Origin of the sequence: Paenibacillus sp. 2KB_22 (genome assembly GCF_052115745.1) — a bacterium.
Classification (GTDB): domain Bacteria; phylum Bacillota; class Bacilli; order Paenibacillales; family Paenibacillaceae; genus Paenibacillus.
This window is the reverse complement of record NZ_JBFRHG010000003.1, coordinates 478,968-501,789: the sequence shown is the minus strand read 5'-3', so window position 1 is coordinate 501,789 and position 22,822 is coordinate 478,968. Positions and strand designations below refer to the sequence as shown.

The window sequence follows — 22,822 nt, the reverse complement described above, 5'->3', positions numbered from 1 at the left end:
GGGCATAATCTCCTTCTTCACAAGCATTTCACCACGATCCGAACCGGACAATGAACCTGCACTTTAAACTGCTGTACTGCACATGACTGCGCACCACCGCCATCATCCGGAATCATCGCATGAGTTGCCTTCTTTACTGCTCTTATTTCTTCAAGCTATTCCATTCATTCACGGTTACTCTACCAGTACAAGCTTGTCCTGTGGGAAGATCAGGCTAACACGCTGCCCGCTAAGGTACGGTGTTTCCATCTCCTGATTTGCTGTAAAGTCACCCAGTTCCGTCTCAACTACATACTGATAGCTGCGTCCCAGATACGTGCTGACTTTGATAATGCCCGGCAAAGCGTTCACCACATCCGCGGAGGTATCTCCACTTACGATCAGATCATCCGGGCGAATCGCACCTTTGCGGGCACCGGGAAGGGCTGTTCCAGGATGCGCTGTTGCCGTAAACATGCGGCCACCCGCATGCAATGTGATGACTTCACCTGCATCGCTGCGATCCGCAAATTCAATAAAATTATGGAAGCCGATGAATCGTGCGACAAACTCCGTTGCCGGATATTTAAAAATCGTTTCCGGGCGGTCAAGCTGCTCGACCACACCTTTGTTCATGATTGCTACCTGATCCGAGATCGAGAAACACTCTTCCTGGTCATGAGAGACATACAACGTTGTGATACCCAGCTCTTGCTGAATCCGGCGAATCTCCACCCGCATGTTAAGGCGCAGGTTAGCATCCAGGTTACTGAGTGGTTCGTCGAACAAGAGCAGGTCAGGCTCAATGACCAAGGCACGAGCAATCGCCACACGTTGACGCTGTCCACCGGACAGTTCTTGTGGAAAACGTTTCTCGAACCCGTTCAGGTTAACGACTTCAAGGATTCGCATCACACGGGAAGAGATATCCTTGTCTTTCACCTTGCGCATCCGCAAGCCAAAGGCCACGTTGTCATAGACAGACAGATGCGGGAATAATGCATAACTCTGGAATACAAATCCGAAGTTCCGCTTGTTCGCCGGAACCTTTGTATAATCCTTGCCGCCGAACATAAACTTGCCCTGTGATGCTTCCAGAAATCCGGCGATGAGGCGCAGCGTAGTTGTTTTGCCGCAACCGCTCGGTCCGAGCAGGGAGAGCAGTTTACCTTTTTCCAGCTCCAACTGAAAATCCTTCAGGATTGTCTGCTTATCGTATGCCACGGATACGTGGTCTAATGTCAGCAATGCCATAGCGTTCTGCGCCTCCAATTAACGTTTAGTAAAGTATGAAAATCCGCCCATGATCCGTTCGATCACGAACATTAAAAGTCCGGTCAGTACCATCAATAGCATGGAAATCGCTGCAATCGTTGGGTCAAAGTAATTCTCCACATACGTCAGCATCTGAATTGGTAATGTGCTTACCCCTGGTCCGGTCATGAACACCGAGATATCCACGTTGTTGAACGACTCCAGGAAGGCAATCAGCACCGCAGCGATAATTCCTGAGCGGATGTTGGGAAGCACGATTGTGAAGAACGTTCTCACCCGTCCCGCACCAAGACTCAGCGCAGCTTCTTCCACGGCGAAGTCAAAGCTCGATAGACTCGACGCGATAACCCGAATAATGAATGGAAGCATGATAATCGTATGACCAATCAATAGTCCAAGGTACATGGGCAGATGGTAGATTACGATCAGATATTTCATCAATGTAAAACCAAGCACGATTCCCGGGATCAATACCGGGGACAGGAACAGTGCGTTCAGCACGGACTTGCCTTTGAAATCGTAACGACTGAGTGCATACGCAGCCGGAACTCCAAGCACCAGTGCCAACAGGTTCCCCAGCAAGGAAATGATGATGGACGTCTGGAACGTGCGGAGGAAACCGCCTGTGTTGAAAATATTCTCATACCAGCGGAAGGAGAACCCTTCCGGCGGAAATTTGAGTACCGTTCCCGGTTCAAACGAAGTGATCGATATGATCAGAAGCGGGCCCAGCAGAAAGATAAAGACCAGCAGACTGAACAGGCCCAGCCCGATATGTTTCTCCCGCATATGTCTACCCCTTCGGATTTAAAGTTTTGGCCATTTTGTTCATGACACCGACCACGACAAATGTAATCACAATCATAATCGCGGCAACAACCGAGGCCAGATACCAGTCGTTGAGGGTCATGGCGTTCTGATACAGGAACGTAGCAATTACGCGCTGCTTGCCTCCAAGGAGGGCAGGTGTGGTATACGCCGTCAGGCTTCCGACAAAGACAAGCACGGCTCCGATGACAAGTCCTGGCACAGCCAGCGGGAACACAACCCGGCGGAATGCCGTAATGCGCGATGCGCCGAGACTTTGCGCTGCCTTGAGCAGGTCACCGTCAATGTTCTCCAGCACGCCCACCAGAGAGATAATCATCAATGGCAGGAACAGATGCGTCAGACCGATCATCATCGCTGCTGGTGTGTACAGAATATCCAGCGGCTTGTCCACGATCCCCAGACCAACAAGGGTGTTGTTGATCAGCCCTTTGCGTCCAAGAATGATCATCCAGCTAAACGAACGCACGACCGGGCTCGTCAGCAGTGGGAAGATCGCCAGTGCCAGCAAAATGCCTTTGCGGCGCGGCGCTTTCTGCGAAATATAATAAGCTGTCGGGAATCCGAGCACCACACAGACGATGGTGGTGACCACGCTGACTTGCAGCGTCGTAAGCAGTATTTTCAAAAAGTATGGGTCTCTGAAAAAATGCATGTATCCTTCAAACGTGAAGGAGTTTTCTTGGAAAAACGTCGATCCGATCGTCAGGACAATCGGAATGATCATAAATGCCGCCAAAAACACGAACCCCGGCAGCAATAGCCAGTAGATTACTGATTTTTTCATCGCCATACTCCTGACTTGTAAAATGGTTTTATTCACACGTTTCACTGGCGCACATTTCAAAATAAACTCCATGTTCATCGCACCAGCCGTTCCGGTTACGAATCGTTCTTACGATCGCTGTTACCCTTGGATTTTCTTGATTTTTTCTTATATAGAAGAAAAAATCCAAGGATAAAGGCGAACGCTTCGCTTCTTCAGAATCGATTTCGTCCCCTCCACTAGCAGCGAAATACGTAAGGATTGATTTTAAAATTTAACTCCATTGCCGTGAAGATCATAACTACGCGTTTAACGCGTTGACAAACAGTTCAAGGAACGCTTCTGCGTCCACGGTTTCGCAGACGAGGGTGTTGGGCTGCTCGCCCAAACGGTTTTGGAAGTCGCATACCATCTGGCCATCGCACAAGCGGCTGGCGGTTTCGACATCGACGTAATACGATTTGCGTCCTACCAGTTCCGGGGCAAGGGCTACGCCCACGGCTAGTGGATCATGTAAAGCGCACGCGCGGACGCCGTTCATTTGTTCATAACGGTTGATATATATCTCCGTGCTCTGAGCCACGTATGCGCGCAGTGCAGGATCAGTGAGACGCTCAATTGTTGCTTCATTCAGCAGCGTTTGACGCGTCACATCCAGTCCAACTTGCGTAAGCTTCTCGATGCCTGCGTGCAATACGATGCGTGCCGCCTCTGGATCAGCGTATGTGTTGTACTCGGCTGTCGGCGTAATGTTGCCATGCCCGCGAACCACACCACCCATGAAGATGACTTCCTTCAATAAAGAAGGCAATTCAGGACACTTCATCAGCGCGAGTGCCAGATTGGTTAATGGAGCAGTCATGATCAATGTCAGTTCGCCTGGATATAACTTGGCTTGCTCCACGATAAAGTCCGGCGCAAAACCTTCCTCGGCTTGCTTGGACACCGCTGGATCAGGCAGCGCACCGCCCAATCCGTCCTGTCCATGTACTCGGTGTTCATAATGCGACTTGCGAGCAAGGGGTCCTGCCGCTCCAGCAATCACCGGAATTTCAGGTGCACCCGCAAGTTCAAGGATTTTGCACGTATTCTCTGTTGCCTGCTGGAGTGATACGTTCCCACAGACTGTGGTGATACCGAGAATGTCCAGCTTCCGGCTTTTGACCGCCAGCAAAATTGCCAGTGCGTCGTCAATCCCCGTGTCCACATCCATAATGATGCGATTCAGCGATTCATTCATCCGTTCTCAACTCCTATACGGTGATTGGTTGCTTGCTGCAAATGATAAGTTGAACTAAAGAATATTTACACTTACCACTCCGATGACAGAATAACCTTCTGATCGCTGTTATCCCCAGATTTTTTTGAATCCCTTCTTCAAAGGTAAAATCCGGGGATAAAGGCGAACGCTTCGCTTCTTCACGTTATTTCTGCCCTCTCCGTTCTCGTGTAAAAAGTTTAGTAAACTATATAGATCAAAGATAACTATTTAGTCGGTTACTTGTTTTTATTGTGCAATCTCGCGGTTCCAGCGATCTGTCCAGCCTTTAACCTGTTGATTCACAAATTCCATATCCAGCTTGTTCAGCTTCTCAACAACGTCAGCACCGTAGGTTACGCCTTCTGCTTCTTCAGCAGTCAGTTCAACCTTGGTGTTCACTGGGGAATCGACTTTAGCTTTAGCAGATTTCGCTTGTACATCTTGACTGAGCTGCCAGTTGATGAACTCTTCAGCCAGTTCTTTGTTTTTGCTGCCCTTCACGACATTGATTGTGTTCATCACGGCATATGCACCTTCGCTAGGTGTAACAAACTTCGCATTAGGCACAGCTGCTTTGAGATCTTTGAAATACATTTCCATGATCGGTCCGCCTGCAATCTCTTCTTGGGAGAACATGTTCACGAATTCGGAAGTTTGGCTGTAGAATTTCACCACATTGCCACTCAGTTTTTTCAGTTCAGCAAATGCCGCATCTTCATTAAACGTATCATTACCAGCTACACGGGAAGCTGCATCCACAACCATCGGGCCTGCTGTTGCCGTAATATTCGGGATGGTCAGGTTACCTTCAAACGCCGGGTCCCACAGGTCACTCCATGAAGTCACTTCTTTGGAAACGAGGTCCGGGTTATAAGCAATTCCAAGCTGTCCAACCGTGTAGGCCGGGCCATAATCTTCACCAAGCGGGGCTTTGGCAATATCATAAATGTCATTTACATTTGGAATTTTGGAACGATCGATTTTTTCAAACAGACCTTCATCAATACCTTGTTGTGCATAGTAGTCAGACAGGTAGATGACATCGACATTCGATGTACCTTGACGGATTTTGTTCAGACGTTCAGCGTTATTGCCGACTTCGAGCACGATGTCTACATTATGTTCTTTTTCAAAAGGACCAAATACCGATTCATTGAAGAAATCTTCCGAGAAACCCCAAGTGGAGATAACCAATTTGGTAGCTGCCGTTCCTCCATTGCCTGATCCGCTTGTTGCATCCTCTGTGCTGCCACAACCTGCAAGTAATACCGATGTCATTGCCACTGCTGCCAAACCGCTAATCCACTTTTTCATCATGATCCTGATTCCCCCTGATATATGTGATGTGTAAAAAAACAAAAAGAAAAGCGCTCTTGTATAAACAAGAACACTTTTCTTCGTAAACAAAGGAAAGCGACACCCGCTGCCGGTACATCATCGGTTTCTACTTCAGAATCAATCCGAAGACAGACGCCATCATATGAAATTGTACGGAACCTGATCATGAATCCGGGCCATAACCTCCATATGCATCAACAAGAATCTATCCTGCCGATCCATCCTAGGCCTGTTCCAGAATCACATTCGTGATCGCCCACTGAGTGGACGCATCATAATCCCGCAATATTGCTTCAATTGGCAAACCCATGTGTTGCTCGAGCTTCTCCCGGAATTTCTTCTTATATAAGACAGACATGCGGAAGTCCACTTCCAGCTTTAAGCCGGGGGCCTCCCCTTCCAGGGCGTCAGAGCGCGGTGAACGTCGGTGCTTCGCGTAGAAGGTCACAATGTTCTGGTCAATGGTCACTCTCAGGAGAGTGGTGCCAAATCCGAACAGTTCCTTCGAGATTTCGTTATAATACTGGCACATCTTCTTCTTACTCTCATTGCTGTCCAGTAGTTCCATGAACTCACCCACATCTCTTACTACCGTACATTCGACGTGTTAACACGATTGATTATACATAAATCTTCTGAAATGAGCAACCCAAAAGATATACTTAACATGTAAATCACACACAGAAGCGAACGATAAGACATTTCCCTCCAAAAACAATTCGTCTTAAACCACAGTAAATTTACATTAATATGCCTGCATGTCAATCCTATACTATTGTTACTTCTAAACTTCGTTTTAATACACCGTAATCGAGGCTTCGTTTCAACTTTCCCTATAAGGGTATTAATTCCTGCGAAACATAGACAAACTTCGTCAACAACCGTTAAAATGAGACACAATGTTGACATGTTTTTATTTTCTAGAAATTGGAGGCTTAACCCATGCAATGTCCAGTATGTAATCATGAAAATGGAGATGCCCAGTTTTGCGAGAGGTGCGGAACTAATCTAACGCAAACTACCTCTTCACCCTCACTTGTAAAGAACCCGGAATCTGCTGCTGCTTCAGAACCCGAATATACTCGCTGGTCCAGTACGCAGAACACATCTTCCGAGGCACCCGTTCGACACAACACACCTTCCGTCTCTACTCAGAAACAACAGACAACAGAATCAACAGGCACCAATGACCATGCTTCTGCAGGAGACAACATCTCCAATCAGTGGAATAATATCGTGCAGAATGAGAAAGTTCAGCAAGCCAAAGAAGTAAGCAAACAGTATCTATCCTATTTCCTCAGTGTATTAGCCCGTCCTTATCAGACGATGAAAACCGTTGGCGACCAGCATTCACTAAACGGATGGCTAACGATGGCGCTGATTGCAGTCCTATCTTCTACATACTTCTTAATTACCTTCAGTCGCATAGGTATGGATGGCTTGTTCATTGGTGGATTTGTAAGGCCGCTATTGTTCACCGTCATTATCCTGATTGCCTCAATTGCACTGATGTACGCTATTCTGAAAATTGAGAAAATAACCTTCCGTCCCAAAACACTGGTTGCCCAGTTCGGTACATTGCTTGTTCCTGCTGTCGTATCCCTTGTTCTGGCGAATCTGTTTATTATCATCTCGTATTCCATCGCGATCGCCTTGCTTGTGGTCTCGTATATCATCATATTTGTGGCTCTGAACTCGGTGCTATTCCAATATCCATTGAATCGTACCAAAGCAGCCATCGACAGTATGTACAGCGTACTCATCGCCAATGTGGTCGTATTCTTTATTCTGTATCGATTGTTGGGTGAGGTTATTATTGGACTGATCGGGCTGATGCTTTCGCCGTTTGGCCGTCTGTAAACATTATCGCCGTTATCCGTAAAATCGTATTAAGGCTTTCCCTGCTCACGCGGGGAAAGCCTTTTTTTGTTTTCCAAGGCGGCATTGCACTGTGCATGTATCATACACTATAATGTGTAGTGCAACAGGTATGTTCTTATTGACGTAATAAACCAATCCAGCAACCCCCGTTTACGTAATGAAAGGATTCATCGTTGTTATTAACACTACATTATGTAGTGTTAAATTCACTCATTTTACGAAGAAAGCAGAGGAACTCTCTATGGACATGACTCATATGAATCATATGCAAATGGAGCATGAGGCAGGCACATCCTACCTGTGGCTCATCGTAGGTGTAATCGTGTTACTGTTCTCCATCGCCGCTTATATCTGGGCATCACGCACACAGGGCAAAATCCTGGGCCACATGAAAAAGAAAGAGCGGGCGGACATCCACAAAAAAAGTCGATCCCTTCGGCTGGCTGCACACGTAATGATGGCTGTGTCGATTATTACGTTTGGCCTGTTCTTCATGCAAGGTGCAGGTAAAACATATAATGTAGCCGATCTGGAGTCCAACGCGACAATCGATGTGACGGACGATAAATATTATGGGGCAGACCATACGGAGGACCCTATCCAGTATGAGATGACGATTCCGACATCAGGGCCGCATAATCCGCATGATATCAAGTTTGGATTTTACACCGACTTTCCGGGCTATAATTACCTGGTACACAATCTGGAGCATGGGGATATCATCATCTATTATCGTGAGAATGCAAGCGAGGACTTGAAGGAGCATCTAAAATACCTTGCCAAATTCCGCGAAGCTGGGGCAGGTATACTTGCCGTACCAAATAAGGATATTCCCGAAGGCAGTGAAGTCGTGGTGACCGCATGGACCAAAACGATGAAACTTGACCAATTCGACGATGCCAAAGTGGGTACTTTTATCAATAAATATATTAATCAGGGACCTGAAAAGATTCCTGCCTCTGTTCGCCAGGGCGGCGGAACAATGTAATGACGTAATCACTCCGTCGTGTGAAGGCCTCTAAGTCGTAACCATGAGGCTTGTACCAATGATGGACATGGTCAATATAGGATTGAAACGTAATTAGCTCCCGGATCAAAATTGACTCGGGGGCTAATTCTTTATCGCCGGGATGCCGATATTTCAAGTAGAAAACTGTACATCTGATATACAATACATACGAACCAAAGAAGCGACGATTATCATGTAAAGAGACAAAGAGACGATCGATTCAACAGATCAAGGGGGAACACTTTTACCAATGAACAGTTTGTTTATGCGGATCTTTTTATTTTTTTCCTGTCTGATGCTGGCTGCGGGTGCGGTTCTTGGCATTACCATGTACCGTTCATCAGCGCAACTGGTCGAGCAATCCATGGGGATGCAGGCACAGGCTGTGGCTGAACGGGCAGCTGCATTAATTGACCCTTCTCTGTATGCACCACTCAGTACCGGACAGGACGAGACAGCGTATTATGGCACCTTGCGTGAGCAGCTCAGTCAGCTGCGCGAGGCCAATGGGCTCAAGTATCTCTATACACTTGGTACACGCGAAGAAAATGGAACTAATACATATTTCTATGTTGTGGATGGGGCTGCTGCCGATGTAGCAGAGGATGACTTCTCCCCTTACGGCTCCGCAGAAGAGACCCATTATGAAGGAATGCTGCAAGCTTTTGAACAGAATGAACCTATTCGGGGCGAACTCACCCAGGATGAATATGGCGCTACCATTACAGCGTATGTGCCAATCCATGGGGCTGACGGAAAAGTACTGGGGCTAGTCGGTGCGGATCTGGACTCCACTGCGGTCTATGAACTGATGTCTCGCAACCGTATGACCATGATCTGGACAGCGCTGGTTATTGTGCTGCTCAGTGTCTTGTTGGTGTATGGATTCGCACACTACTTGACCCGCCCGTTGGTGAAGCTGAAGAAGTTGATTACCGAAGTGGGAAAAGGCGACCTGACCGTCAACGTCGAACTTGAACGAAAGGACGAAGTCGGACAGCTCGCTTCCGAATTCAAACATCTGGTCACTGGTACCCGTGATGTTATGACGGGCATCCGTCAAAGCTCCGATTCTCTGCTGCAAGCTGCAGAAGGTGTATCTAAACACTCGCAGGCAACTGCCGAAGCTAGTCAGCGTATTGCCGAGCATACCAATCATACAGCCAGTGGAGCTGCCGAACAGGTGGCACGAGCAGGCGAAGTCACAGTAGCCATGGAAGAGATTACGCGCAGCATGCAGCATATTGCGAATTCGTCTTCTATGGTCGCGGATGTCTCGCAGGAAACGACTAATAACGCAGTGCAAGGTCAAGCCAACATTAACACGGCAATGGATAGCATGGACAAAATTCATCAAGCAAATGTGCAGATGGTGGCCTCCACCACTCAGCTTGAGCAGTACTCTGATAAAATTGAGTCGGTAGCACATCTAATGAAGGGTATCGCTTCACAGACCAATCTGCTTGCACTTAATGCGAGTATTGAAGCGGCTCGTGCAGGAGAATATGGCAGCGGGTTTGCGGTGGTTGCCTCAGAGGTTCGCAAACTTGCGGGGGAATCAGAGCAATCGTCCCAGCATGTCACCGAATTGATCGCCGAGATGACACGTCAAACTGCCCTGTTGTCAGAACATATGTCAGCCAGCACATCTGCCGTACAGTCCGGTCTCGCTGTTGTTCAGGAGGCAGGCCGTTCGTTCACATCCATTCATACCGGAATTGAAACGATGAATGAACGTCTGCACGAAGTATCCGCAGCATCCGAGCAGCTGTCTGCCAGTGCAGAAGAAGTGTCCGCTTCCGTGGAGGATATGGAGCATATCTCGCGCGAATCCTCTTCCAGTATCCAACAGGTGTCACACGCTACCGGAAGCCAACTGCAATCCATGGATGAGATGCGTGCATCCGCTGAATCTCTGCGGGTACTGTCCAGTGAGCTGAACGGATTAATTAGTCGATTTAAAATATAGCGGGCAGCTAGATTGTTGATGTCAGCCCACAACAAAAAGCCGCACGGCAGAGACGGGATCATGGGGTCAACCCCATTTCCAGACACTGCCTGCGGCTTTATTTTTGTTGTACTTTTAAGGATGGCAAGCCCTAAGGCTGCCTGAATTAGTAGCGCTGCGGAGCAGCTTTTTTACCCAAATCCGTCATGTACGTAAAGAACGCTTCCGGATCGGTATCATACACCAGTTGTACTGGACGTCCATCTGCTTGCTCCACCGTGCGGCCCTGGCTTGGACCATCCGGGATGACAATACAGTTTACGGTTTTCTTCTTCACGATGTCCTCGCGTCCAACGGAAGCCGTTGTCAGCACATCCCACAGATAATATGTGGAATTTGTCTCACTGTACACCAGTGGCGGACAACCTGCGTAACAGTTACCCAGGAAATCTACGCCTTCGAAGCGACGTTCTGCTGCCCAGCGGTTACGAACGGCTGGAGTCAGAGGCACCTTGTTGGTGCTTTCCAGTGCAACCAGATCGATCTGGATGCCGCTCTGCCATACACGGTAAGCCGCTTCCGGGTCCCAGAATACGTTCCATTCCGCTGTGCCGTCATGCTCGGGCTCTTCTACATTACCACGCTCGAATGTGCCACCCATCCATACCAGCTTGTCGATTTTCTCTTCAATGTCTGGTGCTTCGTCCAGTGCACGCGCAAGGTCAGTCAGCGGTCCTGTGAACAGGAGCAATGTTTTGCCTTCGGTGTTACGTACTTTCTCGATGAGATGCTGGTGTGCCGGAACGGCAGAGAGTGGTGCTTCCATTTTGCCGGATTCGTTCAGTACAGGAAGTGCATCTACATAGAAGGAGTGCAATCTCCACGCCGCAGGAAATGGATTTTTTCCTCTGGAGTTGGATTTGGATACCTCTACGGAATATGTACCGAAACGATCGATGATTTTACGGCTGGCATCTGTTGCTGGCTCCAGATATCCGTCTGCCGGAATAACCGATACCCCGGTTACATGTACATTGTCCATTTGCAGAAGCATGAACAGCGATACGAGGTCATCCACGCCGCCGTCATGGTTAAAATACACATTAAGTTGGTTCGTCATACTTGCTTTCATCCTTCCCCCTGGTGTCCCATTGATGTTGATCATCCGTCTGCCCAATGGCCGACGCTCCCTCTATTATGTCCCAAAACCATTGGCCACGTAAACCTTCACCACGCAAAGAAAACAAGGGTCACGCCTCATCCTGCGGATATTTTACAGTTCCACCATTCCATCTCAGGAGCAGACCCATCCAACTCAATTCCGTGCCATTGTTGTGCAAAAAGAAATGGACAGCAGGCTTGAAGCCCCGCCGTCCATCTCACCCCATCCATGCATTACATGGACTGGTTTTGTTTCTGGTTCTGTTTCTGTTTCTTCTCATTCTTCTCAGCAATCGGAATATACTTGCCTGGCCAGAAGGCCCATTTGCCCAGCAATGTGGTGATTGCCGGAACCATGAACGGACGTACCAGGAATGTATCCAGCAACACACCAACAGCCGTTATAATTCCGAATTGCACCAATACTTGAATCGGCAGAGTCGCAAGTACCGCAAAGGTTCCTGCCAGAATCAGGCCGGCAGAGGTAATAACCGAGCTCGTCTCACCGACGCCTTCCTTAATAGCTTGACGAAGCGGCATCGTTTTGCGTTTCTGCCAGATGCTTGAGATCATGAAGATGTTGTAGTCTTCGCCCAGTGCCACCAGAAATACGAAGGAATACAGCGGAATCGCGCCCTGTATGGCATCGGCGCCAAGTCCGTAGTGAATAATGATCCAACCCAGACCCAGTGCAGAGAAATACGACAGAACAACCGTTGCAATCAGATACGCCGTAGCTACAACAGAACGCAAGTATAATAGCAGCAATAGTGTAATCATGCCGATGACCACCGGAATAATGATCTTGGCATCCCGTTCTCCAGCCACTTCAATGTCATACTGTTCTGCTGTCTGACCATCGATCCAGATCTGACTGTCCACATTGGTTACTCCAGCATCTTGAAGCGCCTGTTCCGCAGTAGCCCGCAGATCCGGAATATGCTGCATCGCCTCCATGGAATATGGATTCAGATTAAATTCCACGTCATAAGCCGTAATGTTAGCATTCTCGGCACCCTGTTGGGCATCGCCCACTTTGCTAATGTAATCCAGCGATTCAAGCCGCTGCTTCAGATCGGTTTCTTTACCTTCGGCATCAACAATCACTTTCACTGGAGCCAGCTCGCCTTGAGAGAACTGTTCACCAATAACTGTGAATCCTTCGCGGGAAGGCACATCCTCCGGGAAGGAAGACAACAGATCATATGTGAATTTAACCTGAGTAGAGAATGCTGCTAGTCCTCCCAGCAATACCAGGGTAATTGCAAGCACGGTCCATGGTTTGGTGACCACCGTACGGCCAATCCAGCTTTCCTTCACTTTGCGTGGGGCAGGAGCCGGTTTGCCTTTTTTCTTGGCACGTTCGACTTCCATCTCATGGGTACGTGGTACGAACGGGTAGAATGAACCCCGGCCGAAGATCGCGAGCAGAGCCGGAACCAGCGTCAGACTTGCAATAAACATAATAAAGATGGATAGACTGAATGGTACGGCAAAACGATGATACGCACCATATTCAGCCAGTAACAGCACCAGTAGTGCTGCAACGACCGTGAATCCACTCATGGCAATGGCGCCGGAAGATCCGGTAATGGCCTGGAAGATGGCTTTCTTTTTGTCCGGCTCATGGTAGAGAATTTGGCGGTATCTGGAGATCATGAACAGGCAGTAATCCGTTCCTGCTCCGAATAACAATACAGTCATGATTGAGATTGACTGTGCGTCCACCGTAATCCAGCCTTGATCCGCCATGAATCCGAGAATCGGACTGGTCACCATATACGCGAATCCAACCGCAATAATTGGGATAATCGCTAGCACTGGCGAACGATAGATCAATAGCAGCAGCACCAATACCAGTACAACCGTAGCGATAAGCAAGGATACATCGGCGGAAGAGAATAGTCCGCTCGCATCAATGGATATCCCTACTGGCCCTGTTACACGAGCAATCAGTGTATTGGCATCATCTATAGCTACATCGAACGGGTTTGCCCCGAAGATGTCTTGTGTTTTTTGCTCAAGTGCTTCAATGCCTTGCTCTAATTGTTCTGCATCGGCACCTTCATTGAAGAAAAGCGGCATAACCAGGGTGCTTCCGTCTTCCGAAAGCTGGCCTTTCAACGCCTGTGGCGGCAATTGATAGAGTGGCACAACGGACTGCTGTTGTTCTACCGGATCTTGATCCAGTCGCTCCGTTAATGCCTGAATGTTCCCAATCTGCTCATCCGTCAAACCGCCGGCTTGACGCCATACGATTAACGCGGGCAGTCCTTCACCACCAGGGAATTCCTTCTCGGCAAGTGCAGCTGCCTGAACCGATGGTTTGGACTCACTTAGATCCTGCGCGTTATTAGTTTCACGATCACCAACAGCAGGCCATACCATGCCCAGCACAACGGCGATAATGATCCATACCAACAGTGTAATCCATTTGCTTCGTTTGCCAGCAACCCAGCGGCCATAACCCGAACCTTCCTGCATTGTCTCTTCATCTCCCTATTCTGTTTCTATGAAGCCCTATTTATGTGATGGTGTAGTAATGAACCATGGGTCATAGTATAATTGAGTTAATTATATATACCGGAAGGTTAATTTTGCAATGCCTAATTTGTGAACATGCTTAGCCAGCGATTAAATACGTAAAGAGGTCAGTGATTATGAGCAAAAAAACAAACATCCCCCGGTCACCGGGCAGACCCAAAACGGGTGCCGATCAAGCATCTGTCCAAACCAACATATTGATGACAGCTTCACGTCTGTTTATGGAATATGGGTATGAACCCGTCTCTCTCCAACAGATTGCTTCATTGTGCAATGTAACCAAAGCATCAATCTATTATCACTTCACCAGCAAAGCCGATCTGTTCACCGTTGCCATTACCCGCATAATGATGATGAGCATGCAGCAGACTTCGCTCCGCCTGGATGAACCCGGCACATTACAAGAGCGGCTGATCAAGGTTGCGCAAGCGAAGATGCAACACTCCCATATTGAGACGGAGAGCATGATGCGAGAAGCCGAGAAGCATCTGAATACGGAGCAACTCAGCCAGATTCGAGAAGCTGAGGTTCAGATCTTCGAAGTGCTTGCGACCCACTTCAAGCAGGAGATGGACAATGGTTATTTGCGGGTTGCCAGTCCCATGCTGCTTGCCCATGCATTTACGTCACTGCTCATGCTCGCGAACCGCGAAGATGTGCGCAACATGAATGGCGGCAGCATTGAGGAACTTGCACGGGAACTTGTTGCCCTGTTTCTGGATGGAGCGGTTAGGCGGAGCGGGAATATATAGCTGTATCTCTAAGCAGTTATGCCAAAAAACCATCGGGCGATGTAATGAACACACCTACCGATGGTTTATTGGTTGAAATCTAAACATGATTATAGGACTCTGCTCCCGACAATGTTGTATTGATTCTGTAATTACTTACCTGTTACTTAGTCAACAGTGATATAAATAGATATATTAGGGCCATCACTACTATTCTCCGTATAGAATTTACCTTCACCCGTTGGTCTTCCGTTCTTAAACATGCCCACATAGACTAACTTACCGTTCAAGTAACCTTTACCTTTGCCGGTAATAGCTCCATTTTTAGCCTGCCCATCATAGATGATTACACCATCTTCGTACAATTTAATTTTGCCAGAATACGTGGGTACTCCTTTATCAAATGCACCAACATAGGCAATTTCTCCATATTGATATGCTTTACCTTGTCCCTGTGGCAGTCCATTTTTAAATGTGCCCTGATAGAACATCTCACCAGATTCTGTATACCACTTACCTTGACCATGAAACGAACCCTTCAAAAAATCGCCCTTATATTTAACTGTTCCATCTGGATAATATTCGGTGCCCTTACCTGAAGGAAGCCATGTTTCCATATCCACCTTACCAACATAATTAAACTTTCCATTTGGGTAGTAGAGCTTTCCCTGTCCATTAGAAATATCCGAGTACAGCTTTCCATCTGCGTTATACCTTTTTCCTTCATGAGGCCTTCCCGCTACAAACTTACCTTCAAAGCTCTTCTTCCCATTTGAAAAATAGGATATTCCTTTACCATTAGGTACGCCATTTTTGACTTCTCCCACATATTTGTGTTTTTCACCAGAAAGAGTAATATAGATCTCTTTTTTCGCTGCTGAGACCTGTCCCGGTGAAGTAAACAGCGGTGTAACCAAAATTAAAAAAACAGTAAACCACTTCAAACAATTCTCTAACTTTCGCATTTCTGTAAATCCCCATTTCTATTTTTATAGAATCTATCGGCCTGCTAAGATTAAACTGATATGCCTCTTTAAACTATGAATGTCTGGTTTACTACAACACAGCTTTGTATACAGTACAGCAAATCAAAATATGTAATTCGAGCAGAGTAATACGAATCTTCAAAAATGAGTTTCTCTTCGACTTAGCAAGCACGACAATACTTATATCGACCATTATAGCTACAAGCATGAGAAAATATGGTAAAGTGTTGTTAATTATCTATTTCCCGTTGACTTATACGATACATAACATGATTAATACAAACCTTGAACCCATTGGAGGAAAAACCATGTCACCACCAAAATCATCCCCACGCATCCCCCGTCTGCTGGAAACAAAGCGCATATACCTGCGTCCTTTCGAGATTACAGATGTAGATGCTTATTTCCCTGGTCTGTTTGACACCGAGATGCGTAGGCTGACGGGAACACAGAACAGTTTCACACGCACTCAGGTTGAACGTTATGTTGAAAACGCAGCACAGGATGACTCCAGACTCATGCTACTTATTGCTTTACAGGAAACTGACCAGATCATCGGAGATGTCGTCCTGATGGACATGCATGCCAAGAATCGCAGTGCACACATCCGGGTTGCCATCGATCAGGCGGAGCATCAAGGAAAAGGCTACGGTAGCGAGGCTTTGCTGCTTATGCTGGACTACGGCTTCGGCATCTGTAACTTGCATCGAATAGAGCTTGAGGTGTATGCCTTCAACGAGCGAGCGATTCGCACGTATGAGAAGCTCGGATTTCAGCGCGAGGGTGTGAAGCGGGATGTCTTGTTCTACAATCACCAATATCATGATGCCATTCAGATGAGCATGCTGGAGGATGAGTTCAGGCAACGTCATATGGAAGATCAGGCAGGTAATAATTAAGTTTCCGTTCAGCCAAAATCAAACCAAAAAACCGGGGATTTAGTACACCTCCCCGGTTAGAAACTTCAGATGACCCGTCAGCACCGATAGCTCGGCGGGTGTCTTCATATACAGTTCGCCATCCGTGTCAGCTGACATCGGCGCATCTGTGTTCACTTTTAGCGTAGATGCCTTGAAGTATGAAATGCTCTCACTCTGAGGTTGCCAATCTCCCTCGGGCTTATGTGACAGGATCTCTCGCAGCAGCGGGATGCCTGTCTCATGAATAATGAGTACGTCCAGCTCCCCATCCTGCAATGCATCCGGTGCAAAGGGCAGGGCATTCGTTCCCAGAAAACGGCCGTTGGCTGCGTAGATCATCACCGCTTCGCCTGCCATCTCTTTCCCATCCGCCTCCAATTGATAACGAAACGGCTCCGTATGACTAATCGTCTGCAACGTGCTGATGAAATAACTGAGCTTACCCAGCGCGCCTTTCAGATTCTCGTTAATATTCTGCGATGCATCACTAATTAAGCCAATGCCAAAAAAGTTCGTGAACACCCGATCATTGGCTCGTCCAACATCAATGGATACTACCCGACCTGCGAGCATTTCTTGTGCAGCAGTCTCTGCGTCGGGTGATCTGCCGAGCGAACGCGCAAAGTCATTACAGGTGCCTCCAGGCAATATGCCAATCAATGGAGGATGCTGCAGATCAGCCAGTCCATTCACGCATTCATGTACCGTGCCATCCCCACCCAGGATAAACACCACATCGAATTGCTCACCGCGTTCACGACACAACTTCTCTCCTTCGCCGGGTTCATCGGTACGCATAATGACGAGTTCATGGACAGCGGGAGCCAGCACACCAGCCACAAGGCCCACTGTATTCTCACGATTGGCCTTACCCGAATGATGATGATGAATTAACAATGCTTTGTTAAACTCCATCCTTCTCTTCCTCCATTCCAATGCTTGTTAACCTTTACCCAAAAAGGTTGAAGCCATAAACAAGCCCTGCGCTAAGCACTCATCATTCCAAATAGGTTCCCCAATCAGATATGCATCCTAATCCTCATTCATTCGTAATAGCTATATAAATTCAACTATTTATATAACTCGTTGATCTTACAAACCATTTCCTTGTTTAACCAGATGTATGCATGAGAAAAAGGGTTTCTCCGCACCTTATGTCATAAGGCTGCAAATTTTGCTGGTGAGAACCCATTCAAATCGAGTCAAAACGGTTATATCTATACCATATACGAATGGAGGGATTCCCTATGATTCCAGCAACGTTGGAACAATTGGAGCAAGTTCGCAAGGAATGCCGTACCATGGTTCGCAAAAGAGCTACCGCATCTGCCGGTACAACACTCGTTCCCCTGCCCGGTACAGACGTACTGGCTGATGTGGGGATGCTGATGCAGCTGTTGCCTGCCATTAACAATAAATTCGGATTATCACAAAAACAGTTGGACGGCATGGACCCCGAGACCAAATCCATGATCTATGGATTCGTGATGTCCATCGGAAGCAAAGTCATCGGACGTATGGTGACGAAAGAACTGGTTGTACAGGTTTTGAAAAGAGTCGGCGTACGCGTAGCTACCAAATCCGTCGCTAAATTCGTCCCATTTGCTGGACAGGGATTGGCTGCTGCACTTAGCTTCACAGCCATGCGATATGTGGGTAACAAACACGTGGATGACTGTTATGAAGTCGTCAAACGCATGATTGAGCAGCGCGAATTGATCCCGGGTGAACCCGCTCCGTCTGCACTGGAGGAAGCTAACAGTGACGACATGAAGATAGAAGCGAGGTCGATCTCTAGCAACGGCGCAGATGAACCTGCTAAGGAGTCTAAGGATCAGTAACTAAAACGATCCATATCCTAATGTCACTCCTCTGGATATACGACAAATAGCCGGGAACCCCTACTAGGGGGCTCCCGGCTATTCTTGTTATTTACATTGTAATCAGATCGCCTGCGGTTGCTGCTCCGCAAACTGACTATTGTACAGATCCGCGTAGAAACCTTGACTCGCCATTAATTCATCATGATTGCCCTGTTCAATCACGTTACCATGATCCATCACCAGGATCAGATCGGCGCCGCGAATGGTGGACAAACGGTGTGCAATGACAAAGCTCGTGCGATCCTTCATCAGATCATTCATTGCTTTCTGGATAAACACTTCGGTCCGTGTATCCACGCTGCTCGTCGCCTCATCCAGAATGAGGATGGCCGGGTTCGCCAGGATCGCTCTTGCAATGGTCAGCAACTGTTTCTGCCCTTGAGAGATGTTCGACGCCTCTTCATTCAGCACCGTGTCATATCCATCAGGCAGTGTACGAATAAAGTGATCCGCATGTGCCGCAACGGCTGCCTTGATTACATCCTCTTCCGTAGAACCTTCTCGACCATAGGCGATGTTGTCCCGAATCGTTCCGTTGAACAACCAGGTATCCTGAAGCACCATGCCGAACAGACTGCGCAGCTTGCCACGCTCCATGTCCTTAATGTCGGCACCGTCAATCGTAATCTGACCATCCTGAATTTCGTAGAAACGCATTAACAGGTTGATCAGGGTCGTTTTACCGGCTCCCGTTGGTCCAACAATGGCTACCGTCTGTCCCGGTTTTACATCAATGTTCATGTTATGAATAAGCAGTTCATTTTCTTTATATCCAAAATTAACACCTTGGAACGCAACCGCACCTCTAGGCTGCTGTAATTGCACGGGTTGTTTGGACTCCGGAACTTCTTCCTCTTCATCCAGCAACTCAAATACCCGTTCTGCCGATGCAATCGTCGATTGAATGATATTAGAGATATTAGCAATCTGGTTAATCGGTTGTGTGAATTGACGGGAGTACTGCGTGAAGGCTAGAATATCCCCGATGGAGATAGATCCGCGAGTAACGAAGATCCCACCCACCACACAGATCAGTACATAACCCAGGTTACCGACAAAACTCATGAGCGGCATAATAATACCGGAGATAAACTGGGCCTTCCAACCGGATTCATACAACTCTTCATTGACCTTCTCGAATTGCTGTACTGATTGTTCTTCGCGTCCAAATGCTTTGACAACCTTGTGTCCCGTGTACATCTCTTCGACATGACCATTCAGTTCCCCGAGGGACTTCTGTTGACCCGCAAAGTGTTTTTGCGAACGGGAAGCGACCAGCATGACAACAACAACACTGAGTGGCAGCGTCAAAATCGTGATTAGCGTCATCCATGGACTAATCGTCAGCATCATGATGATTACGCCGACAATCGTTACGATGGACGTAATAAACTGTGCCAAACTTTGCTGAAGGGTATTACTGATATTGTCCACGTCATTCGTGGCACGACTTAGTGTCTCCCCGGTCGTACGGGAGTCGAAATATTTCAAAGGAAGGCGTCCAACCTTCGCACTGATCTGCTCACGCATGTCATACACAACACGTTGGGCCACACCGGCCATCAGGTATTGTTGAACATACATGAATGCAGCACTGAACAGATAGAGCCCGCCCAGCAGGTATAATACTTTCATCAATGCAGGAAAATCAATCCCGGCTCCCTGTACACCCTGAAGGATGGCAATGGCGCCTTTACTGAGAATATCCGTTCCTTCGGCCATAACTTTTGGACTGATGATACTGAATACCGTACTCAGAATGGCTGCAACCAGCACCCCAAGTAGACGAGAACTGTGGGGCTGGAGATAACGAATCAAACGCCGCAGTGTACCTTTGAAATCTTTTGCTTTCTCAGCGGGAGGTCGCATGCCCATACCGGGACCGGGTCCCGGTCCGCGAGAGGCACGGGGTGCTTTATGTTTTTCTGTATGATCACTCATGCGATCTCCTCCTCGGTCAGCTGGGAGGATACAATCTCGCGATACACTTCATTGTGCTCCAGCAGCTCTTTATGTGTTCCTGAACCGACAATTCGGCCCTCATCCATAACCAGAATGCGATCGGCATCCATTACTGTACTTACGCGCTGGGCAACAATCAGCACAGCCGCTTCTGTCGTTTCAGACTTCAGCGCAGCACGAAGTTTAGCATCCGTTTTGAAATCAAGAGCAGAGAAACTGTCATCAAAGATATAGACTTCCGGACGGCGAACAAGTGCGCGAGCGATGGACAGACGTTGCTTTTGTCCACCAGACACATTGTTACCACCTTGTGCGATAAGGCTGTCATATCCATCCTTCATCTCGGTAATGAAGTTCTCTGCCTGAGCCGTACGAGCCGCATGAACAACTTCATCCATTGTGGCATCGTCTTTCCCGTGACGGATATTCTCCGTAATTGTACCCGTGAAGAGGACTGCCTTTTGTGGTACAAAGCCAATTTTGGCACGCAAATCTTCCTGCCGAAGTTCACGCACATCCGTACCATTTACGCGAACGCTACCTTCGGTCACATCATAGAATCGTGGAATAAGACTGAGCAATGTCGATTTACCCGAACCCGTACCGCCAATGATGGCTGTTGTCTCACCTGAGCGAGCTGTGAAGGATATATCGGACAACGCTGGATTCTCTGCGCCCGGATAACGGAAGGTAACATTGTCAAACTCAATCATACCCTGCATGGATTTCATGCCACGAGGCTGCTCGGGATTGCTAAGATCCGGCTGCATATCAAGCACTTCGTTAATCCGTTCTGCCGATGCTGAAGCTCTTGGAATCATGACAAAAATCATGGAAACCATAATCAGTGAGAACATGATTTGCATTGCATATTGAATGAAGGCAATTAATGCACCGATGTTCATATTGCCGCTGTCGATCCGCATTCCACCAAAATAAAGGATGGCAATCATCGAAAAGTTCATAACCAGCATCATAACAGGCATGATGGTCGCCATGAGCACATTAACTTTAATAGAAGAATCTCTCAGTTCCGTGTTGGCCCCGTTAAAGCGCACGCGCTCATGCTCCCCACGGTTAAAGGAACGAACGACGCGAATCCCTGTTAACTGCTCACGCAGCACCAGGTTGAGTCGGTCCAGCTTTTTCTGAATGGTTTTGAACAAAGGTAAACCCTTGGAACCAATCAGCGCAATGGCTCCGCCCAGTACAGGAAGCACGACCAGGAAGATTGTAGATAGTTTGGCGTCCTGTGATACCGCCATGAAGATACCCCCGATACACATCAACGGAGCCATAATCATCATGCGCAGCATCATCGTCAGTACATTCTGTACCTGCGTGATATCATTCGTCGTACGCGTAATCAGGGAAGCCGTACCCATCTTATCGAACTCTTGAAGCGAGAAGTTCTCCACATGGCGGAAAACTCTGCTGCGCAATTGTTTGGCAAATCCACCCGCGGTTCGAGAGGAGAGGTAACTGGCGATCACCGAACACGCTGTTCCGCCAATCGCGATGACCAACATCCATCCACCAATCTGCCAAATATATGGGACATCTCCTTTAATGATGCCGAAATTCACGATATCTGCCATTAGTGTAGGCAGATACAATTCAGCAAGCGACTGAAACAGTACCAAAACCAGAATGAAGATAATCGGTGTTCGGTAAGGCTTCAGCATGAGAAACAGTTTCATCATGGCGTATCATCTCCTTGTGTCGAATCATCTTTTTCTAGGGAAGGCAATGTATCAAAAAAGGTGTACACCTTGGTTAACAACTCAGCCAACTGAAGGCTATCGCCCTCACCCAGATGCGCCACCAACTTATTGAAGATTTGCATGCGCTCTTCGTGAGCAGCCCGAATAATAGCCCGGCCTGCTTCCGTAATTGTAATGCGCACTGCACGTCGATCCTCCGGGTCCATGGTCCGTTCGACAAGCCCTTCGTCCTCAAGACCACGAATAACAGGTGTAATGGTAGGTGATTTCACCCGTAACAAAGCACTGATCTCCGAGACTTTCATCCCGGGATGATTGGATTGTATCGTGTCATTGAAATCAGGCGGATTGTTCTGCCAGTTCAATTGTTCTCCCGGATGCATCCCATGGAGCAGACAACCCAGCACCATAATTTCATTGTGATTGCGCCCGTGAGGTTTATGTTGCCTCCACTTGCCTTTATTAAACTGCATGATGGAGTATAAAAGCTTCTGAGCGACCGGATCTATACCAGTCATAATGGGTTCCTCCTTCTTTCTTTATCATTCCATAGACATCCAACATCATAGGACATCTATTAAATAGCATTACAATTAAATAGATGCACAATTAATTAGGTGTACTAA

General features: G+C 47.7%; 19 protein-coding genes. 6 read left to right on the top strand and 13 right to left on the bottom strand.

Translation table 11 applies throughout. The annotated features are described in order from the left end of the window. Positions 1-174 precede the first annotated feature (174 nt). From AB4111_RS21080 to AB4111_RS21055, 6 genes are all read right to left on the bottom strand, one after another. Positions 175-1,233 (bottom strand): ABC transporter ATP-binding protein, encoded by a 1,059-nt coding sequence (locus tag AB4111_RS21080; protein ID WP_442033094.1) that lies wholly within the window; start codon positions 1,231-1,233, stop codon positions 175-177. An 18-nt stretch (positions 1,234-1,251) separates the two neighbouring features. Beyond that, the gene (locus AB4111_RS21075) at positions 1,252-2,043 is read right to left on the bottom strand and encodes an ABC transporter permease (protein WP_124116640.1); all 792 of its coding nucleotides are present in this window, start codon (positions 2,041-2,043) and stop codon (positions 1,252-1,254) included. A gap of 4 nt (positions 2,044-2,047) precedes the next feature. Continuing rightward, positions 2,048-2,869, bottom strand: coding sequence for an ABC transporter permease (locus tag AB4111_RS21070; protein ID WP_036612869.1), 822 nt, complete (start codon positions 2,867-2,869; stop codon positions 2,048-2,050). 280 nt (positions 2,870-3,149) lie between these two features. Further along, positions 3,150-4,076 carry a nucleoside hydrolase gene (locus tag AB4111_RS21065; protein WP_442033293.1) on the bottom strand — a complete coding sequence of 309 codons (927 nt, stop codon included), beginning with the start codon at positions 4,074-4,076 and terminating at the stop codon, positions 3,150-3,152. 279 nt (positions 4,077-4,355) lie between these two features. Further along, on the bottom strand, positions 4,356-5,423 hold the full coding sequence (locus AB4111_RS21060; RefSeq protein WP_442033292.1) for an ABC transporter substrate-binding protein: 1,068 nt from the start codon (positions 5,421-5,423) through the stop codon (positions 4,356-4,358). A 247-nt stretch (positions 5,424-5,670) separates the two neighbouring features. After that, complete coding sequence (locus AB4111_RS21055; RefSeq protein ID WP_017691786.1) at positions 5,671-6,015, bottom strand: Na-translocating system protein MpsC family protein; 345 nt, start codon at positions 6,013-6,015, stop codon at positions 5,671-5,673. A gap of 374 nt (positions 6,016-6,389) precedes the next feature. Between AB4111_RS21055 and AB4111_RS21050 the strand changes: the two genes are divergently transcribed. The 3 genes from AB4111_RS21050 (at position 6,390) to AB4111_RS21040 (ending at position 10,306) form a co-directional block, all read left to right on the top strand. After that, positions 6,390-7,307 carry a hypothetical protein gene (locus AB4111_RS21050; RefSeq protein ID WP_442033093.1) on the top strand — a complete coding sequence of 306 codons (918 nt, stop codon included), beginning with the start codon at positions 6,390-6,392 and terminating at the stop codon, positions 7,305-7,307. 262 nt (positions 7,308-7,569) lie between these two features. Then, positions 7,570-8,316: a DUF3105 domain-containing protein gene (locus AB4111_RS21045; RefSeq protein WP_442033092.1), complete on the top strand. Its 747-nt coding sequence runs from the start codon at positions 7,570-7,572 to the stop codon at positions 8,314-8,316. 271 nt (positions 8,317-8,587) lie between these two features. Then, entirely contained in the window at positions 8,588-10,306 is a 1,719-nt protein-coding gene (locus AB4111_RS21040) for a methyl-accepting chemotaxis protein (RefSeq protein WP_442033091.1), read from the top strand. Positions 10,307-10,451: 145 nt separating this feature from the next. Here AB4111_RS21040 and AB4111_RS21035 read toward each other — a convergent pair whose 3' ends face one another. Continuing rightward, positions 10,452-11,417, bottom strand: a complete 966-nt coding sequence (locus tag AB4111_RS21035; RefSeq protein ID WP_442033090.1) for a nucleoside hydrolase — start codon at positions 11,415-11,417, stop codon at positions 10,452-10,454. A 263-nt stretch (positions 11,418-11,680) separates the two neighbouring features. Continuing rightward, a complete protein-coding gene (locus AB4111_RS21030; RefSeq protein ID WP_442033089.1) occupies positions 11,681-13,930 on the bottom strand; it encodes an MMPL family transporter in 2,250 nt (749 codons plus the stop codon). Positions 13,931-14,106: 176 nt separating this feature from the next. Here AB4111_RS21030 and AB4111_RS21025 point away from each other — a divergent pair, with 176 nt between their 5' ends. Continuing rightward, positions 14,107-14,742: a TetR/AcrR family transcriptional regulator gene (locus AB4111_RS21025; RefSeq protein ID WP_442033088.1), complete on the top strand. Its 636-nt coding sequence runs from the start codon at positions 14,107-14,109 to the stop codon at positions 14,740-14,742. A gap of 146 nt (positions 14,743-14,888) precedes the next feature. Here AB4111_RS21025 and AB4111_RS21020 read toward each other — a convergent pair whose 3' ends face one another. Continuing rightward, positions 14,889-15,686 carry a hypothetical protein gene (locus tag AB4111_RS21020; protein ID WP_442033087.1) on the bottom strand — a complete coding sequence of 266 codons (798 nt, stop codon included), beginning with the start codon at positions 15,684-15,686 and terminating at the stop codon, positions 14,889-14,891. Between the two features lie 329 nt (positions 15,687-16,015). On the opposite strand from AB4111_RS21020, the gene AB4111_RS21015 reads away from it, so the two are divergent. Beyond that, positions 16,016-16,606 (top strand): GNAT family N-acetyltransferase, encoded by a 591-nt coding sequence (locus tag AB4111_RS21015; protein WP_442033086.1) that lies wholly within the window; start codon positions 16,016-16,018, stop codon positions 16,604-16,606. 39 nt (positions 16,607-16,645) lie between these two features. Here AB4111_RS21015 and AB4111_RS21010 read toward each other — a convergent pair whose 3' ends face one another. Next, entirely contained in the window at positions 16,646-17,542 is an 897-nt protein-coding gene (locus AB4111_RS21010) for a diacylglycerol/lipid kinase family protein (RefSeq protein WP_442033085.1), read from the bottom strand. Positions 17,543-17,874: 332 nt separating this feature from the next. On the opposite strand from AB4111_RS21010, the gene AB4111_RS21005 reads away from it, so the two are divergent. Continuing rightward, positions 17,875-18,468 carry a hypothetical protein gene (locus tag AB4111_RS21005; protein WP_149846846.1) on the top strand — a complete coding sequence of 198 codons (594 nt, stop codon included), beginning with the start codon at positions 17,875-17,877 and terminating at the stop codon, positions 18,466-18,468. A gap of 102 nt (positions 18,469-18,570) precedes the next feature. On the opposite strand, the gene AB4111_RS21000 is transcribed toward AB4111_RS21005, so the two are convergent. The 3 genes from AB4111_RS21000 to AB4111_RS20990 are packed head-to-tail and all read right to left on the bottom strand — an operon-like array spanning position 18,571 to position 22,714. Then, positions 18,571-20,451 (bottom strand): ABC transporter ATP-binding protein, encoded by a 1,881-nt coding sequence (locus tag AB4111_RS21000; protein WP_442033084.1) that lies wholly within the window; start codon positions 20,449-20,451, stop codon positions 18,571-18,573. Continuing rightward, complete coding sequence (locus tag AB4111_RS20995) at positions 20,448-22,175, bottom strand: ABC transporter ATP-binding protein (protein ID WP_442033083.1); 1,728 nt, start codon at positions 22,173-22,175, stop codon at positions 20,448-20,450. Before AB4111_RS20995 ends, AB4111_RS21000 begins: the two co-directional genes overlap by 4 nt. Then, positions 22,172-22,714, bottom strand: coding sequence for a MarR family winged helix-turn-helix transcriptional regulator (locus AB4111_RS20990; RefSeq protein WP_440391180.1), 543 nt, complete (start codon positions 22,712-22,714; stop codon positions 22,172-22,174). Before AB4111_RS20990 ends, AB4111_RS20995 begins: the two co-directional genes overlap by 4 nt. Positions 22,715-22,822: the final 108 nt, after the last annotated feature.

Excerpts from the sequence above, each read along its gene's own strand:
- AB4111_RS21040 (WP_442033091.1), top strand. The coding sequence starts at position 8,588 with ATGAACAGTTTGTTTATGCGGATCTTTTTATTTTTTTCCTGTCTGATG.
- AB4111_RS21020 (WP_442033087.1), bottom strand. The coding sequence starts at position 15,686 with ATGCGAAAGTTAGAGAATTGTTTGAAGTGGTTTACTGTTTTTTTAATT.
- AB4111_RS20995 (WP_442033083.1), bottom strand. The coding sequence starts at position 22,175 with ATGATGAAACTGTTTCTCATGCTGAAGCCTTACCGAACACCGATTATC.
- AB4111_RS21055 (WP_017691786.1), bottom strand. The coding sequence starts at position 6,015 with ATGGAACTACTGGACAGCAATGAGAGTAAGAAGAAGATGTGCCAGTAT.
- AB4111_RS21005 (WP_149846846.1), top strand. The coding sequence starts at position 17,875 with ATGATTCCAGCAACGTTGGAACAATTGGAGCAAGTTCGCAAGGAATGC.
- AB4111_RS21045 (WP_442033092.1), top strand. The coding sequence starts at position 7,570 with ATGGACATGACTCATATGAATCATATGCAAATGGAGCATGAGGCAGGC.
- AB4111_RS21010 (WP_442033085.1), bottom strand. The coding sequence starts at position 17,542 with ATGGAGTTTAACAAAGCATTGTTAATTCATCATCATCATTCGGGTAAG.
- AB4111_RS21035 (WP_442033090.1), bottom strand. The coding sequence starts at position 11,417 with ATGAAAGCAAGTATGACGAACCAACTTAATGTGTATTTTAACCATGAC.
- AB4111_RS21030 (WP_442033089.1), bottom strand. The coding sequence starts at position 13,930 with ATGCAGGAAGGTTCGGGTTATGGCCGCTGGGTTGCTGGCAAACGAAGC.
- AB4111_RS20990 (WP_440391180.1), bottom strand. The coding sequence starts at position 22,714 with ATGACTGGTATAGATCCGGTCGCTCAGAAGCTTTTATACTCCATCATG.
- AB4111_RS21025 (WP_442033088.1), top strand. The coding sequence starts at position 14,107 with ATGAGCAAAAAAACAAACATCCCCCGGTCACCGGGCAGACCCAAAACG.
- AB4111_RS21050 (WP_442033093.1), top strand. The coding sequence starts at position 6,390 with ATGCAATGTCCAGTATGTAATCATGAAAATGGAGATGCCCAGTTTTGC.
- AB4111_RS21075 (WP_124116640.1), bottom strand. The coding sequence starts at position 2,043 with ATGCGGGAGAAACATATCGGGCTGGGCCTGTTCAGTCTGCTGGTCTTT.
- AB4111_RS21070 (WP_036612869.1), bottom strand. The coding sequence starts at position 2,869 with ATGAAAAAATCAGTAATCTACTGGCTATTGCTGCCGGGGTTCGTGTTT.
- AB4111_RS21060 (WP_442033292.1), bottom strand. The coding sequence starts at position 5,423 with ATGAAAAAGTGGATTAGCGGTTTGGCAGCAGTGGCAATGACATCGGTA.
- AB4111_RS21080 (WP_442033094.1), bottom strand. The coding sequence starts at position 1,233 with ATGGCATTGCTGACATTAGACCACGTATCCGTGGCATACGATAAGCAG.
- AB4111_RS21015 (WP_442033086.1), top strand. The coding sequence starts at position 16,016 with ATGTCACCACCAAAATCATCCCCACGCATCCCCCGTCTGCTGGAAACA.
- AB4111_RS21000 (WP_442033084.1), bottom strand. The coding sequence starts at position 20,451 with ATGAGTGATCATACAGAAAAACATAAAGCACCCCGTGCCTCTCGCGGA.